This is a genomic window from Microbacterium azadirachtae (assembly GCF_000956505.1).
Classification (GTDB): domain Bacteria; phylum Actinomycetota; class Actinomycetes; order Actinomycetales; family Microbacteriaceae; genus Microbacterium; species Microbacterium azadirachtae_A.
In genome coordinates this window covers 57,417-73,218 of record NZ_JYIX01000023.1, presented here as the reverse complement: position 1 = coordinate 73,218, position 15,802 = coordinate 57,417, and the positions used below count along the sequence as shown (strand labels likewise).

Here is a 15,802-nt window from a genome sequence, read left to right as displayed (position 1 = left end):
GGTCGGGATCAGCGCCGCGATCGCATCCAACGTCTTCATACCCCCATCCTCCCCGCCACCACCGACATTCGAACCCCAGATCAAGCCAGAATTCCAAACAGGGGATAACTCTGTCTGACGCCGGTCTGTGGAGGACGATGCCGACCCCGAACGACCGCGCAGCCGCCGAACGACCGCGCAGCCGCCGAACGATCGCGCGCACGCGGTGACCGCCCGCGACGCCCGCCGCGCGCGTCGTTCCGGGAGCGGCCAACTCCGCCCCGCGGTGAATAGCATGGTTCCATGCGCCAGAATCCGAGCTTCGCCATGACGGACGTCGCCGAGCTGCGGCGGATCATCGCCGCCAACCCGTGGGCGACGCTCGTGGGCCGCGACGAGAACGGCATGACCGCGTCGCACTACGCGGTCCTGCTCGATCCTGAGCGCGACGACCTCACGATCGTCGCCCACGTCGGACGCCCGGACGATCTCGTCCTGGGGCTGGGGACGCAGGAGCTGATGGTGGTCTTCCAGGGGCCGCACGGTTACATCTCGCCCGGCTGGTACGGCGATGTCGCCGCGGTGCCGACGTGGAACTACGTCGCGGTGCACCTGTCCGGAGTGCCGGAGCTGCTCGACGGGGAGGAGAACCTGCGCGTGCTGAACCACCTCGTGGATCACTTCGAGGGCAGGCTCGCAGACCCCCGCGGCATGTGGACCCCGCCGAACGATGAGGCGTTCGTACGCCGTCTCGAGGCGGGCACCGTCGGCTTCAGGCTGATCCCGACCCGCGTCACCGCCAAGCGCAAGCTCAGCCAGAACAAGCCCGACGAGGTGATCGAGAACGTGATCCTCGAGCTGCAGGGCGACGGCGTGTACGCGAGCCCGTCGCTGGCCGCCGAGATGCAGCGCGCCCACGACGCGCGCCTCGCCGCGCGGGCGGACGCGCGGTGACGGCGGCGGAGGCCGGCGCGCAGCTCGATGCGATCCGCGCGGTCCGCATCGCGACCGCGGATCGCCGACTGCTCGCCGTGGAAGGCCCGGTGGATGTACTCCTCGAGGACGGCCGGATCGCCGACATCGCCCCGTCAGGGGCGCTCCCGCTGCGAGGGCAGGTGTGGGACGGCGATGGTGCATGGATCGTCCCCGGCCTGTGGGATCACCACGTGCACACCGTGCAGTGGGCTCTCGCGGCGCAGCGCGAAGACCTCTCCGGCACGACGAGCGCGGTCGAGGCCGCGGCGCGCATGGCGCGCGCGGCCGTGCTGGGGGACGGGCGGAGGGTCGGCACCGGCTTCCGCGATGTGCGCTGGACGGATCGGCCAGACCTGACGCTGCTCGACGAGCACACGGGCGAGGTCCCGACCTACCTCATCAACGCCGACGTGCACAGCGTGTGGCTGAACTCCGCGGCCTTCCGCCGAGAGGGCTTCCCGGCTGCTGCGGATGGCGTGCTCCGCGAGGAGGACGCGTTCGAGATCTCCCGCCGACTGAACGCCGCGGATCCGGCGGTCGCCGACGAGGCGGTGCTCGCGGCCTCGCGCCGCGCGGCGAGCCGCGGCGTCGTGGGACTCGTCGACTTCGACATGGCGTGGAACGCCGAGGCCTGGGCGCGCCGGCTCGGGCGCGGCTTCGACACGCACCGCATCGAGTACGCGGTCTACCCGCACGACCTCGACCGCGCGATCTCCGAGGGGCTGCACACCGGACGGGTCATGACCCCCGACCCGCACGGCCTCGTGCACGCGGGGCCGCTCAAGATCATCTCCGACGGCTCGCTCGGCACGCGCACGGCCGCCTGCAGCCACGGCTACGCCGATGACCCGCACAACCACGGCGTACTCACCGTGCCTCCCGCCGAGCTGCAGGAGCTGCTGCTGCGCGCCACCGGGGCGGGACTCGAGATCGCGCTGCACGCGATCGGCGACCTCGCGGTCACGGCGGCGCTGGACGCCTACGCCGCGACCGGCGCGCAGGGGACGATCGAGCACGCCCAGCTCGTGAGCCATGGAGACCTCGCCCGGTTCGGGCGGCTCGGCGTGGCTGCGAGCGTGCAGCCGCAGCATGCGCTCGACGATCGGGACGCGGCGGACGCGCTCTGGGCCGGGCAGACGGCGATCGCCTACCCGCTCGCATCCCTGCACCGCGCGGGGGCGACGCTGCGCTTCGGATCCGACGCGCCGGTGGCGGTCCTCGATCCTTGGCAGGCGATCTCCGCGGCCGTCTTCCGCACCGATGACGACCGCGCGCCCTGGCATCCCGAAGAGCGCCTCGACCTGGAGACCGCCCTCGCCGCGAGCGCGCGTGGGGGGACCAGTGGCGACGCCGGCATCCGCCCGGGGGCGGTGGCGGACCTGGCTCTCCTGGGCACGGATCCCGCGACGGCCGATGCGAGCGGACTGCGGGCGATGCCGGTGGTGGCGACGATCGTCGGCGGGCGGGTGACGTACGGGGGTTAACCCCCCGACGGATCCGGCAGCCCGCACCCTGTCGGGCGCGGCCCCGGCGCGGCATCGTGGTATCAGGCGCCGATCCGCGCCTTCAGACGCATCACACAGGAGACCTCGATGACCACCGCCACGCGACCCCTCGACTCGCGCTTCTCGGCGCCGCCGGCCGCACCCCGACGCGGCTACGGCCACGCGTGGGCCGCGGCCCCCGGCAACGCGCTGTTCCTGGTCCTGCTGACGGTGCCCCTCGCGATCGTGGCGATGGGCGTCACCTGGGCGGTCTTCGGCGTCGGCGTCGGTTCCCTGGTGCTCGTGATCGGCGTGCCCGTCCTGGTGGGCTCGCTCTACGTCGCGCGCGGCTTCGCCGAGGCCGAGCGGGCGCTGCTGCGGATCACCAGCCATCCCGCGATCCCGGCGCCCGACTGGCGTCGAGGCACGCGAGGGACCGGCTTCTGGGCACGCCTCACCCAGCCGCTGCGGAACGCGCACTACTGGATGGCGCTACTGTCGGCGCTCCTCGTGCGCCCGATCGTCGCGATCGTGACCTTCGCATTCGCCACGATCTGGGTCTCGATGTCCCTCGGCGGCCCCACGTACTGGTTCTGGTCCTCGTTCATCCCCGACGGCAACGCCGAGCACATCTGGGTGCCCTGGGCGGTGCAGCACATCTTCGGCGGGATCGACCCGTCTCCGGATCCGCACCGGTGGGCATCGATGCTCTACCTCGGCGTCGGGATCGTGTTCCTCATCACCCTCCCGCTCGTACTCCGTGGTCTCGTGCGCCTGCACGGCATGGTCGCTGCGGCGCTGACCGGGCGGTGGGAGTCCGACGACCTCGTCGCCCAGGTCGAGGGTCTCGATGCCTCCCTTGACGCAGCCGTGCAGGCGGAGGATGCGGGCCTGCGCCGGCTGGAGCGGGATCTGCACGACGGTCCGCAGCAGCGCCTGGTGCGCCTGCAGATGGATCTCGCCGCCCTGGAGCGGCGCGCGGCCGACGGCGACGCCACGGCGGTCGCGGCGCTCGCACAGGAGTCCCGTGCCCATGCGCAGGCCGCGCTCGACGAGCTCAGGGCGCTGGCCGGCGGGGTCGCACCGCCGCTGCTGCAGGACCGGGGGATCGCCGAGGCGATCTCGGGACTCGCGGCCGCCAGCGCGCTGCCGGTGCGCGCCGACGTCGCGCCGGAGATCACCGCGGCGCTGAGCCCCGAGGCCGCACGGAACCTCTACTTCGTGGTCGCCGAGCTGCTGACCAACGCCGCCAAGCACGCGGGAGCGGACAGCGCCTCTGTGACGGCGGTCAGGGAGGGCTCCGCGGTGCGGGTGACCGTGCTGGACGACGGCCGGGGCGGCGCGGCACCACGACCCGGAGGAGGGCTAGAGGGCCTCTCCCAGCGTGTGCAGGGGCTCCGCGGCACGATGCACATCGACAGCCCGGAGAGCGGTCCGACCATCATCACGGTGACCGTGCCCGTCTCCGCCTGATCGAGCGGCGAAACGGGGGAGGAGCCGGAGGCGCGATCGCACGCCCCATAGTCTGAAGGGCGTGACCGACCACCAGACTCCGTTGCGCGTGATCCTCTTCGAGGACTCGATCCTGCTGCGCGAAGGGCTCGTGCGCCTGTTCGCGGAGGCCGGCTTCGAGACCGTCGGCGCGCATGCCGACGCCGAAGACGTAGTGGCGCGCACCAGGGCTGCCGCGGCGGAGGTCGCCGTGCTCGACGTGCGGATGCCCCCCACGTTCCGGGACGAGGGCATCCGCGCAGCGCTCGCTCTGCGAGAGGTGCTGCCGGAGGTGGGCATCCTCGTCCTCAGCCAGTATGTCGAAGGGGTCTACGCCAGAGAGCTGCTCGGCGCGGGCGACGGCGGAGTCGGCTACCTCCTCAAGGACAGGGTCACCTCGCTCGAGGAGCTCTCCGCGGCTGTCCGGCAGGTGAGCCGAGGCGGAACCGTGCTGGATCCGCGGGTCGTGCAGCAGCTGATGCGCACGGGACCGGATCCGGTGACCCGTCTCACCCCGCGGGAGCGAGAGGTGCTCGAGGCGATGGCGGAGGGGCGCAGCAACGTGTCGATCGCGGCGGGCATGAGCGTCGGGGTGGGAGCGGTCGAGAAGAACATCTCCGCGATCTTCGCCAAGCTCGGGCTCGAAGACTCCGGCACCGACCACCGCCGCGTGCTGGCCGTGCTCGCGTACCTGCAGAAAGACCCCCGTCCCTGACACAGGGCGGGGGTCCTTCGCTGACGGACGGTGTCAGGCGGCGATGTGCGACAAGAGGAACCAGCGGTCCTTCTCGAGACCGCGCTGGATCTCGATCGCCACGTCCTGGCTGGTGAGGTCGATCTCGTCGAGGCCCTCCACGGCGGCCTTGACGTTCACGAGGATCGCGTCGATGTCGGCGATCACGGCGCGGACGAGGTCGTCCGAGCGGGTGAATCCGGCGGGCACCTGGGTGGCCCCGGCCTTCTCGGCGACGACCGTGGCGCGGGCGTCGATCGGCAGGCCGAGGGCGACGATGCGCTCCGCGGCGGTGTCTGCGAAGTCTCCGGCGTGGTCGACGATCACGTCGAGCAGCTCGTGCACGCCGACGAAGTTCGCGCCGCGCACGTGCCAGTGCGCCTGCTTGCCGTTCACGGTGAGGGCCTGCAGGCCCAGCACGACCGGGGTCAGGAACTGGGCGGCGCCGGCCGCGACGGTCGGGTCGACGGAGGTTGCGGTGATGGTCTCGGCGTTGCTCATGATGTCTCCTCGGTGATCATTCGGATCCGTGCGTGCTGATGTCTTGACCCCAACGCTACTCGGCTCAGAATGTTCCGCAAGCAAGCTGAGGCAACGCTAACCCGCAGGTCACGCGGTATTTCGGCAAGGCTTGCCTTCCCTGTGGATCTTCGCGTGTGCCGCGTGGACGGCGGGAGGACACAGCGATCCGGGATACCTTCGTCAGGTGGCAACAGCTGGTACCTCCTCCCGTGCGGCCCTGCGCCGACTCCGCAGCTCCGATGCACAGGGCGCATCCGCAGCGCAGAAGGTCGGATCGAACTTCATCCCCCACGTGCAGGGTCTGCGCGCGATCGCGGTCCTCGCCGTCGTGCTCTACCACTTCTGGCCTGGGCGGCTGAGCGGCGGCTACGTCGGCGTCGACATCTTCTTCGTGATCTCCGGCTTCCTGATCACGGCGCACCTCGCGAGAGAGCTGAACGCCACCGGACGGGTGAACCTCGGCCAGTTCTGGGCCCGTCGCGCCCGCCGTCTGCTGCCGGCCTCGCTGCTCGTCCTGCTGTTCTGCGCGATCGTCGCGGCGATCCCGGTGCTTTCGCCGCTGTCCCAGCTCCCCGCGGAACTCCAGGAGATCGTCGCCTCCACCTTCTATGTGGAGAACTGGTTCCTCGCGCTGAACTCCGCCGACTACCTCGCGCACGCGGGCGACCCGACGATGGTGCAGCACTACTGGTCCCTCTCGCTCGAGGAGCAGTTCTACGTGCTCTGGCCGCTGATCATGCTGTTCGCGGCATGGATCGCGGTGAAGTACTTCCGCGGCTCCCGCCTGCGCGCGGCGGCGATCGCGATCGGCGTGGTCTCGGTGGCCTCGTTCGTGTTCTGCGTGTGGTTCACCATCACGAACCCCGCTCCGGCGTACTTCGTGACGTTCGGCCGCATGTGGCAGTTCGGCGTGGGCGCCGTGCTCGCGCTCGTCCCGCGCCTGCGCGTGAGCAACGCGATCGGCAGCTTCGTCCTGGGCTGGGGCGGCATCATCGTGCTGCTCGTCGTGATCTACCGCTTCGACGGGCAGACGCCGTTCCCCGGCTACATGGCTGCGATCCCGACTCTCGCGGCGGCGGCGATCATCGCGGCCTCGAACACCGAGCGCTGGTGGTACCCCACCCGCATCCTCGCGATCCGCCCGATGCGCTTCACGGGCGACATCTCCTACAGCCTGTATCTGTGGCATTGGCCGCTCATCATCATCGCGCCGTCCTTGCCGTTCTGGGGCCTCTCGATCTATCACCGTGTCGCGCTCGTCGGCATCTGTTTCCTGCTCGCCTGGCTGACGAAGAAGTTCGTCGAGGATCCGGCGCGCACTTGGAAGCCGCTGACGTCGCGCAAGCCCCGGCTCTCGCTCTGGGCGGCCCTCGCGGCGATGGTGATCGTCGCGGGAACGGCCGGCGCCGGCTGGGCCGCGAACGCGGGCACCTACCAGCAGGGCGTCCAGGCCATCGCGGAGCTCCGTGCCAACCCGCCCGCCTGCTTCGGCGCGGCGGCCGTCCTCGACGAGTCCTGCGCGGGAAAGAAGACCGACGAGATCCTGCCCGCCCCCGGCTTCGCGGGGGTGGACCGCCCCGAGCAGTCGCAGTGCTTCGTCCAGCTCAACGACGCGCGCGCGGTCTCGTGCGAGTTCGGATCCAAGGATCCGAACGCCAAGCAGGTCGCCCTGATCGGTGACAGCCACGCCTATCAGCTGCTCACGACGTTCCAGGGCATCGCGGAGAAGGAGGGATGGCACCTCACCACCTACTTCAAGGGCGCCTGCCCGTGGAACGCCACGCCGCTGTCCACCGGCGGCGCGTTCGGCGACGCATGCACGCAGTACCGTGCGGCGGTGGCGAAGCAGCTCGAGCAGAAGCACTTCGACGCGATCTTCACCGCAGCGCTCTCCACGACGCCGTACGCGGCAGGGGATCACGGATCCTCCTACGACGCGGCGGTCGCCGGATACCGCGAAGCGTGGGCCACGCAGACGTCGAAGGGCACGCCCGTGGTCACCGTGGTCGACAACCCGGTGTGGGAGACCGACCCGAACAAGTGCCTGCGCACGCGCGCGCAGAGCGCCTGCGACGGCGCGCGTTCGGATCTGCTCACCGAGAAGGACCCGCTGCGTGCGGCCGCGGACGGCCAGAAGGACGTCACGCTGCTCGACTTCACCAAGGTCTTCTGCGACGACGAGAACTGCCGCGCCGTCGTCGGCGGCGCGAACATCTACCGCGACCAGGACCACATCACCGTCACGTTCGCGAACTCCCTCGCGCCGCAGTACACGGCGGCGCTCAAGAGCGCGATGGGGATCGGCTGACCGGATCCGCGCGCGGGGACAGGGCGGATAGGGTCGCAGTATGAGTGACGACGCCACGATCCTGTCCCTGCCCGGTCGTCGTCCCGCGATCGATCCCACGGCGTTCCTCGCCGCAGGAGCGCGCGTGATCGGATCCGTGACGATCGGCGAGGCATCCAGTGTCTGGTACAACGCGGTGCTGCGCGCCGACTCCGACACGATCACGATCGGAACAGGCAGCAACGCGCAGGACAACGTCTCGGTGCACGTCGATCAGGGACACCCGGTCGTGATCGGTGACGACGTCTCGATCGGTCACAACGCGGTGGTGCACGGCTGCACGATCGGCGATGGCTCGCTGATCGGGATGGGCGCCGTGGTGCTCTCGGGCGCCGTGATCGGCGCGGAGTGCCTGATCGCGGGCGGCGCGCTGGTGCTCTCTGGGATGGAGGTGCCCGACGGCTCTCTCGTCGCCGGTGTACCCGCCAAGGTCCGCCGGGCGCTCACCGCCTCCGAGCGCGAGGGGCTCCGGCAGAACGCGCGCGTCTACCGCGAGCACTCGGCGGCGCATCGCGAGGCCACGCCCGCCTGACCGCGTGCGCGAGGCGTCCTCGATCGACCCGAGGGACCGGTAGTCTCGAAGATCCGGGGCGGTGGCCAAGCTGGTGAAGGCAGTGGGCTCATAACCCAACGATCGCGGGTTCAAGTCCCGCCCGCCCCACCGAGTTCGATCGCCATGCCGCCGTGAAGCGACGCGGGCAATTGGTTCTATGGCGCTTTGATCGCCTACGCTGTGCCAACACGTGCTTTCGACCTGCGCTCATCGAGATGTTCGCGATGTCGTCGAGGTCCGGGTCGAAGAGATCGGCGTACGTGTCGAGCGTCATCGCGGCGCTGCGGGCTCGTGCCTTAGCGTCCTATACACGGCCATGACGTGCCCGCCGCTCGCGATCGCGAGGGATGCGGTGGTATCTCGGAGCTCGTGCGAGCGCCAGGGCGAGGAACTTCGGGAGCCGTGCGGTGTCTGCTCCCACGCCTTCGGCGCTTCGATGTGAATCCGATGATCGATCTCGGCGGCGTTCTGGCTCACGTGCATGCGGCGGTGCAGCATGTTGCACTCCGGCGCGGCTACCGCTCACAGCTGAAGACCCCCGCCCCGTGATACTTGAGTTCTAGTGATCGCTGCAACACCTGAGTGCTTCAGGAGGCGCAATGAGCGCGGAGAGGGTTCCGTGGCAGAGGTACACCGAGTTCACCTTGGCAGCGCGGCTCGAACGAGAACACCCGGCCCCGCAAGACTCTAGGCTGGGACACCCCAGCCGACCGTCTTGCGAAGCTCCTGGTCGCAGCAGCATGACTGCGCTCGACCTCGTGCGATTATGGGCGTCATGACCGATCAGCGCAGCGTCGTAATCGCACGGTGGAACCCGAACAGCCTAAGAGAATCCACAGAGCTGACGGCTTTGTTGACGGACTACCACCTGCAGACAGAAGCCGAGAAGGGAGTCCCGGTCACGTCCGTCGATGCCCTCCCAGAGAAGTACTTTGCGGAAGTAACTGATCCTCAAACGGCGTTTGCTTCAGACGAAGTCTTGATCGCGCGCCACTCGGGTCATGCCGCAGGCTGTCTCGTGCTCACGACGCCAGCCGACCGACGGCTCGAGATCAAACGCCTGTGGACAGATCCGAAGTATCGGGGCAGGCAGGTTGCGACGTCCTTGCTCGAAGCCGCGCGCCATCACGCGGTGCGCACCGAAGCCGAAACGATCCGACTCTCGGTATGGGAGTGGCGCGCAGGCGCGATCGCCCTCTACAAAAAGACCGGGTTCATCGAGACCTCGACATGGGATGACCGGGACCATCTGATAGGCATGGTCCAAGCCGTATAGAACGACCACCAGAATTCGCCCGCGCGACCCACAAGGAACCGTGGGAACGATCGCGCGTTCACGTCCCGCCCGCCCCACCGGATCCGTTCTCCGCACCCGGCGGGGCGCCGCTCTGCGGGATCAGTCGTGCATCGCGTCCTTGACGTGCTCGCCGGCCTTCTTCACGTCGTCCTTGAGGTTCTCTCCGGCCTCCTTCAGATCGGCCTTGGCCTGATCCATCCGGCCCTCGTTCTCGAGCTCCTCATTGTCGGTGACCTTGCCGGCCCCCTCCTTGATCTTTCCCCCCAGCTTCTCGGCGGCGTTCTTCGCGTGATCGGCAGCGCTCATTGCGTGCCTCCTCTCGTGTGTGTCGTGGGTCACACGCTTGCAGGTCCGCCATCCGATCGCGACGGGGTTGACGAGCACGCTCGGCGTCGCTATCGCGCGCGACTCGAACGTACCCTTGTAGGTACGTAACTGATGAGGTACATTCGGGTCATGGACGCCGTTCTGCAGGCTCTCGCCGACCCGAGTCGCCGTGTCGTGCTGGGCATCCTGCGCGATCACGAGGCGACGGCGGGTGAGCTCGCCGAGGCGCTGCCGATCGCACGGCCCGGGGTGTCGCGGCATCTTCGCGTGCTGCGCGAAGCGGGCCTGGTCGACGTGCGCCAGGACGCGCAGCGTCGTATCTATCGCCTGCGTCCGGAGGCGCTGGTCGACCTCGACGACTGGCTCGAGGAGTACCGCGATCTGTGGGTGCAGCGCTTGGACTCCCTGCACACCGAGATCGCCCGAGGGAAGAAGGACAGGACATGATCGCGACCGGGACGATGTGGGATCTCGACGACACCCGTGGCGCCATCCGCGTCGAGGACGTCTACGACACGGACGTGGACGACCTCTGGCAGGCGTGCACGGATCCCGCGCGGCTGGCGCGTTGGATCGTCCAGGTGACCGGCGACTTCCGCGTCGGGGGCATGCTGGACGCCACGTTCACGAGCACGTGGACCGGGGCGATGCGGGTCGAGGTCTGCGAGGCGCCGCACCACCTGGTGGTCACTCAGGAGCCGGGCACCGACGAGGAGACCGTGATCGAGGCCTGGCTGTCCGCAGAGGGCCGGCAATCCCGGCTGGTGGTGGAGGAACGCGGACTCGGCGTCGGCGTGCTGCACTTCCACGCCGCGGGCTGGCAGGTGCATCTCGAGGATCTCGGCCGTTCCCTGCGATCCGCGGCCGGCGCGCATCCCTCCGGCTGGTCCGCTGCGGAGCCTGCGCCCGCCTGGAAGGAGCGCTGGCAGGCGCTGCTCCCGGAGTACGAGGCGGTGCGCGCCGGCTGATCGCCTGCGCGCACCGCGTCCCGTGCAGAGGTCGCTCAGCGGAACCGGCGGTCGTGGGCCAGGTCGACGAGGTGCTCGAGCACGCGCCCGGCGCGCAGTCCGTTGTGCTCGTGCTCGCTCGTGACCCACAGACGGAGGTCGGGAAGCAGAGCCGCGGTCTCCAGCGAGTACTCGAGCGGCACGTAGGGGTCGTTCACGTAAACCGAGGCGGCGCCGCGCGCGCCCGACGCCGCGAGTGCGGCCGGATCGTAGATCGCGGGCCACTCGTGCTCGGCGAGCGCGAGGGCGACGTCGCGCCAGGGCTGGAAGGCCGGGACCGTCTCGGTCCAGTCGCTTCGGATGTGCTCGCCGGTGAACAGCGTGACGTCCTCGACGAAGTCGGCGGGCTCCACACGCTCGGCCGACCAGCCGGTGACGTGGCCGTTGGCATAGCTGGACTCGTGGAACACGAAGTACAGCGGGTTGCGGCCCCCGAACGGCATCGCCGCAGCGAGGTCGTAGCGGAACGCGCTGGTCGTGGGATCCAGCTCCAGCAGCTGCCAGAGCGTCTGCCAGCCGTCGTTCATACCGAGGGCCGATCCCGCCGAACGCAGCCGGGACGGCGAGACCACCTCGCCGGACGGCAGCACGATGTCGCCGGACGCGGCGAGATCCACCAGGCGGCGCATGCGCTCTCGGTGCTCGGGGAAGCGCCGGTAGTAGCGCTCGGAGGCGTCGCGCATCTTGTCGTAGCAGAGCGCATACACCTCGTCGGGGCTGCGGGTCACGGTGCTGAGACCGCCCGTGAGGTACGCGCGGTCGATCGATGAGGCGTCCGTGGAGAGGTAGGCGAGGGTCGTGAAGCCGCCGAACGACTGCCCGAGCACGTTCCAGCGCTCCGCGCCCAGGTGCGCGCGCATGGCTTCGCAGTCCCGCACGATCGCATCCGCGCGCAGGTGCGTGAGGTGCTCGGCGACCGCCTCCGTGCCGCGGGACAGGATGCCGTCGCCGACGGGGGTCGAGCGCCCGGTCCCGCGCTGGTCGATCATGACGACCCTGTGATGCGCGAGCGCCTGATCCAGCCACGACGGTGCCGCCGGCGCATGCAGGGCGCGCGGAGCCTCGGATCCGGGGCCGCCCTGCAGGAACACCAGGTAGGGGAGGTCCTCGCCGCCCTCACGCGACACGACCGAGGCGAACACGTCGATCGTGCGGGTGTCGGACGGATCAGACCACACCAGAGGCACGGTGAGCGTGTGCTCCTCGAGGGTGAGGTCCATCATCCGGCGGCGGATCACAGGGGCGGCAGAGATCGTCATCACATCACATTCCCGATATAGGAGTACTTCACGAACACTTCCGCGGCCAGGCCCGACTCCTCCAAGAGGCCTTGCACCGCGCTCATCATGTATTTCGCGTCCCACCCCATGTACAGGAAGTGGTCGGCGTCGAGCTCGTCCCAGGTGCCGTTCCACGCCTTCTCGTCGTAGATCGGACCGCCGTTGCGGGCGTTGAACGCGTCGAGGGCCTCGCGGGTGTCGGTCCAGCCGCGCCGGAAGACCCGGTTGAACAGGTACTTCACGTCTGGGACCTCCCAACGCTCACCGCGGTACTCGACGTAGTCGAACTCGCGCTCCCAGCCGGTCGGCCAGCCCCGTCGCCGCACGGCGTCGAGGATCGGGGTGAGTCCGTCGTCGTCGATCTCGACGACCGCGGGCCGGCGCCAGACCTGGACGAACGCGTCGGTGAGCGCCGCCGTGCGCTCGGCGATCGCCGCGGTGCCCCAGGAGTCGAGCCCGACCAGGGTGCTGTTCTCGTCGACGCGGCTCCGGCGGTAGGCGTCCCGCTTGTCCGGGAAAGACGCGCCGTAGACGCGTTCCGCGAGCTGCTCCTCGAGCAGGGTCAGGTTGCCCAGCGTCCCGGCGAGGGCGCGGTGGCTGTTCTGCTCGTCCTCGGAGTACTCACTCCAGAGGCGCACGCCGTCGCCCGACCACCCGTCGTGCGGAGCGGTCGGCACGATGTGCTCGACATCGAAGCCGTGCGGATCCGCGACGCCCTCGATCCGGCCGAGCACGTACAGTGCGTGCGGAAGGTCGGTGAACTTGAGCGCCACCCGGATGCGCTCGTCCGAGGGCGTGATCCGGGCGAAGGCGCGCAGGAGTTCCTCCGGCCCCTGCGACCGGGCGCGGCACAGCCGGGCGATGAGACGGTCGTTCGGGATGCCGACCACGGCACGGCGCAGCAGCAGCGACTGGATGCGCTCCAGCGTCTGCACGAGTTCGTCCTTCGAGATCCCGCCGAGCCGGTGGTCCCGATACGCACTGAGGACGAGGGGATACGTCGAGCGACCGAACGTGTTCACGTAGGCCAGTTGCCGGCGGATCTCGGGATCCTGCTCCTGGGACGGATCCAGGAGGATCCGGTAGATGTCCGAGAACTCCCGCCAGACGCGTGCCTGTGCGGGCAGATCCTCGAGGCCCATGTGCGGGAACTCGTGGCGGAAGGCGCTGTAGACGCCGTGCTCGCCGGCGACCGACACCTCCCTGCCTGTCGTCATGATGAGGAAGTGGCGCCAGAATGCGCCGATCGCCTCGCCGGTGTTGCGCTCGATCGGCAGCCAGAACTCCTCCTCTACCTGCTGCTGCTCGGCATGCGACAGCCCCATGAGGATGTAGTTGTGGATCAGCTCGTGATCGCGCAGCGGCTCGCCGGTGGAGTTGAGGCTCTCGAAGATCTGCTGCGCGTTCGCGGCCTCACCGAGGGTGATCGAGACGTGCTCGAGCTTCTGCAGCCCCCGCCAGATCCGCGGCGCCTCGTCGGCGTGCACCTGCGAGCGGAAGAACGCGTAGTTGTCGTCGAAGCGCGACTCCGGCAGATCGGCGCTGCGCCGGTCGAGCACCACGGACTCGAACAGACCAGCCCAGGCCTCGTGCGGGCGGAGCTTGGTGCGGCTCGCGTCGTCGGGGCGCACCAGCACCCGCGCCAGTTCTGCGGCGAACTGCGGATCCGCGTCGCGCACGGCGTGGTGCAGGGCGGCGATGAGCAGCATGAGCGTTGTGATGCGCTGCTGACCGTCGATGAGGATCAGGTCGGCGTCGGGGTGGGCGTGGTCCTCCGCGGAGAGGATCGAGCCGATGAAGTGCCGGTGGGCGTCGTCCTCGTCCGCGACGGCGCGGATGTCGGACAGCAGCTTCTCGCAGCCCCCGATGTCCCACCGGTACTGGCGCTGGTAGACGGGCACGACGATCGTGGTCGCGGGGGAGGAGAGCCACTCGATCGTTGAGACTGCGGTTGCTTCGACGTTGGTGGCCGTGCTCATGCTGCTGTGCTTCTCCTCGGATCGCGTGCTGCCCCGACCAGTCTATTCAGGCCCCGGCGGGCCCCGGATATTCACGGCCCACCTTCCGAGGGCGTCGAAACGGCGCTGTTAGGCTGTCCTAAGAAGGGCCTGTTAAAACGTGCTGGCCCCTTTATGAAAGGACATGACTCGCTCATGGCATACATCAAGTCCGCCGCCCTCGAAGACAAGGGCTTCGTCGTCCTCGACAGCTACAACCAGGAGCTCGACCCCAAGGAGTGGCTCGACATCGAGTACAACGACTGGAAGTCGTCCGGCGACACCCGCTTCGCGCCTCTCGCGTCCGCCAAGGGCGAGATCGAGTGCAACGGCTTCTGGAACCACGTGCCTCCGCGCACGGACAAGGACGGCGTCTGGATCGACGAGCAGACCGCCAAGGCCCCGAACCTCACGCGCCGCGCGCAGGAGCCGGGCGCGAACGTCGGCCGCTGCCGCGTCATCGAGCTGCAGCCCACGCCGTACGGCGAGTGTCTCTACAACCTTCACCAGGACGACAACAACCGTCTGAACCCGGACGGCACCGGTTGGGTCGTGCGCGGCTTCTTCAACCTCACCGACGACAAGGACAGCTACTTCGTCCTGCGCGAGAACCGCACCGACCCGAGCGTCGAGTACCGCATCGCCCTTCCGGCCGGCGCGCAGCTGATCGTCGACACGCAGCGCCTGTGGCACGCCGCCACCCACAACGGCACTGATCCGCGCTACTGCCTGATCACCTCGTGGACCTCCGGCCCCGAGCTGGACGCCTACATCGAGAAGTACAACGGCACCCAGGACGTGGCGAACTACGAGGTCGCCCAGGAGATCCTGGACGCGGGCTACGAGGAGCAGGCGCGTCGCGATGCCGCCCGCGCCGCGTACTACGCCGCGAAGGGTCAGCAGGAGAAGATCGCGATGAGTGAGGCCTGAGCCTGCTCGGGCCCTGAGCCTGTCGAAGGGCCTATAGACGGTCCCCGGTGCTGCGGCGCCGGGGACCGTTGCCGTTTCGCAATGAGTTACACAGTTGTGATTTCGCTGAGGATCGGTGAGAATGGGCGCATAACCGCATAACGCCGTGCTTCGCGGATCAGGTCGTAGGGGAAGACGCACCTGATGAAACGGAGAGACCATGGCGACAGCACAAGCACGCGGAGTGGTGTACATCCACTCCGCACCGCGCGCGCTCTGCCCGCACCTGGAATGGGCGGTCGGACGCGCTATCGGGCGCGCCGTCAACTTCGAGTGGTCGGAGCAGCCCGTCCTCGACGGTGCCCGCCGGGCGGAGTTCTACTGGGATGGCCCCGTCGGCACCGGCGCTGCCCTCGCGACCGCGATCCGCGGCTGGGAGCACCTGCGCTTCGAGGTGACGGAGGACCCGACGCCCCGGAGCGACGGCGGCCGCTGGCTGCACACGCCCGACCTCGGCGTGCACTACGCGCAGACCGATGCCGCCGGGAACATCGTCGTCGGCGAGGACCGGATCCGCTACGCGATCGAGATCGCCGCGGGCAGTCCGATCGAGCTGCAGCGCGAACTCGACGTCGCCCTCGGTTCCGCGTGGGACGAGGAGCTGGAGCCATTCCGGCACGCGAGCGACGACGCCCGCGTCGTATGGCTTCACAAAGTCGGATAGGCGGGTCGGATAGGTCTCGTGTGGTCCGGTCGAAGGGCCGGATCACACGAAGGGACGAGGATCGGAGGAGGCGTGACTATCGGGGGTCGGAGAGCAAGGACCCGGAGCCCGAGAAAGCGTATCCCCGGTCCGCAACCGGAGAGATAACAGAACAGCACAACTGAAAAGAACGAGAAT

Annotated in this window: 15 protein-coding genes and 1 tRNA gene; 12 read left to right on the top strand and 4 right to left on the bottom strand. The window is 69.1% G+C overall.

Features of this window, described 5'->3' with window-relative positions; genetic code table 11:
- Positions 1-282: 282 nt before the first annotated feature.
- The 4 genes from RS86_RS02590 to RS86_RS02575 all read left to right on the top strand — a co-directional run bounded on the left by RS86_RS02590 (position 283) and on the right by RS86_RS02575 (position 4,644).
- Complete coding sequence (locus RS86_RS02590; protein WP_045270648.1) at positions 283-933, top strand: FMN-binding negative transcriptional regulator; 651 nt, start codon at positions 283-285, stop codon at positions 931-933.
- On the top strand, positions 930-2,438 hold the full coding sequence (locus RS86_RS02585; protein ID WP_045270647.1) for an amidohydrolase: 1,509 nt from the start codon (positions 930-932) through the stop codon (positions 2,436-2,438). The genes RS86_RS02590 and RS86_RS02585 overlap by 4 nt, the downstream gene beginning before the upstream one ends.
- Positions 2,439-2,546: 108 nt before the next feature.
- A complete protein-coding gene (locus RS86_RS02580; RefSeq protein ID WP_045270646.1) occupies positions 2,547-3,911 on the top strand; it encodes a sensor histidine kinase in 1,365 nt (454 codons plus the stop codon).
- Between the two features lie 61 nt (positions 3,912-3,972).
- Entirely contained in the window at positions 3,973-4,644 is a 672-nt protein-coding gene (locus tag RS86_RS02575; RefSeq protein ID WP_045270645.1) for a response regulator, read from the top strand.
- 33 nt (positions 4,645-4,677) lie between these two features.
- On the opposite strand, the gene RS86_RS02570 is transcribed toward RS86_RS02575, so the two are convergent.
- Complete coding sequence (locus RS86_RS02570) at positions 4,678-5,163, bottom strand: Dps family protein (protein ID WP_045270644.1); 486 nt, start codon at positions 5,161-5,163, stop codon at positions 4,678-4,680.
- A 205-nt stretch (positions 5,164-5,368) separates the two neighbouring features.
- Here RS86_RS02570 and RS86_RS02565 point away from each other — a divergent pair, with 205 nt between their 5' ends.
- The 4 genes from RS86_RS02565 (at position 5,369) to RS86_RS02545 (ending at position 9,360) form a co-directional block, all read left to right on the top strand.
- Positions 5,369-7,492, top strand: a complete 2,124-nt coding sequence (locus RS86_RS02565) for an acyltransferase family protein (protein WP_082076513.1) — start codon at positions 5,369-5,371, stop codon at positions 7,490-7,492.
- Between the two features lie 40 nt (positions 7,493-7,532).
- The gene (locus RS86_RS02560) at positions 7,533-8,063 is read left to right on the top strand and encodes a gamma carbonic anhydrase family protein (protein WP_045270643.1); all 531 of its coding nucleotides are present in this window, start codon (positions 7,533-7,535) and stop codon (positions 8,061-8,063) included.
- Between the two features lie 55 nt (positions 8,064-8,118).
- Positions 8,119-8,192, top strand: a tRNA-Ile gene (locus RS86_RS02555).
- A gap of 667 nt (positions 8,193-8,859) precedes the next feature.
- Complete coding sequence (locus tag RS86_RS02545; RefSeq protein WP_045270658.1) at positions 8,860-9,360, top strand: GNAT family N-acetyltransferase; 501 nt, start codon at positions 8,860-8,862, stop codon at positions 9,358-9,360.
- Between the two features lie 120 nt (positions 9,361-9,480).
- On the opposite strand, the gene RS86_RS02540 is transcribed toward RS86_RS02545, so the two are convergent.
- Positions 9,481-9,687 carry a CsbD family protein gene (locus RS86_RS02540; RefSeq protein WP_045270641.1) on the bottom strand — a complete coding sequence of 69 codons (207 nt, stop codon included), beginning with the start codon at positions 9,685-9,687 and terminating at the stop codon, positions 9,481-9,483.
- A 150-nt stretch (positions 9,688-9,837) separates the two neighbouring features.
- Here RS86_RS02540 and RS86_RS02535 point away from each other — a divergent pair, with 150 nt between their 5' ends.
- Both RS86_RS02535 and RS86_RS02530 read left to right on the top strand, forming a co-directional pair.
- On the top strand, positions 9,838-10,155 hold the full coding sequence (locus RS86_RS02535; protein ID WP_045270640.1) for an ArsR/SmtB family transcription factor: 318 nt from the start codon (positions 9,838-9,840) through the stop codon (positions 10,153-10,155).
- The gene (locus RS86_RS02530) at positions 10,152-10,676 is read left to right on the top strand and encodes an SRPBCC domain-containing protein (RefSeq protein ID WP_045270639.1); all 525 of its coding nucleotides are present in this window, start codon (positions 10,152-10,154) and stop codon (positions 10,674-10,676) included. Before RS86_RS02535 ends, RS86_RS02530 begins: the two co-directional genes overlap by 4 nt.
- Before the next feature lie 35 nt (positions 10,677-10,711).
- Here RS86_RS02530 and RS86_RS02525 read toward each other — a convergent pair whose 3' ends face one another.
- Entirely contained in the window at positions 10,712-11,974 is a 1,263-nt protein-coding gene (locus tag RS86_RS02525) for an alpha/beta fold hydrolase (protein WP_045270638.1), read from the bottom strand.
- Positions 11,974-13,974, bottom strand: coding sequence for a DUF262 domain-containing protein (locus RS86_RS02520; RefSeq protein WP_045270637.1), 2,001 nt, complete (start codon positions 13,972-13,974; stop codon positions 11,974-11,976). Before RS86_RS02520 ends, RS86_RS02525 begins: the two co-directional genes overlap by 1 nt.
- Before the next feature lie 174 nt (positions 13,975-14,148).
- Here RS86_RS02520 and RS86_RS02515 point away from each other — a divergent pair, with 174 nt between their 5' ends.
- Together RS86_RS02515 and RS86_RS02510 are read left to right on the top strand one after the other, a co-directional pair.
- On the top strand, positions 14,149-14,922 hold the full coding sequence (locus RS86_RS02515) for a hypothetical protein (RefSeq protein ID WP_045270636.1): 774 nt from the start codon (positions 14,149-14,151) through the stop codon (positions 14,920-14,922).
- A gap of 199 nt (positions 14,923-15,121) precedes the next feature.
- Entirely contained in the window at positions 15,122-15,625 is a 504-nt protein-coding gene (locus tag RS86_RS02510) for a DUF3145 domain-containing protein (protein ID WP_045270635.1), read from the top strand.
- Positions 15,626-15,802: the final 177 nt, after the last annotated feature.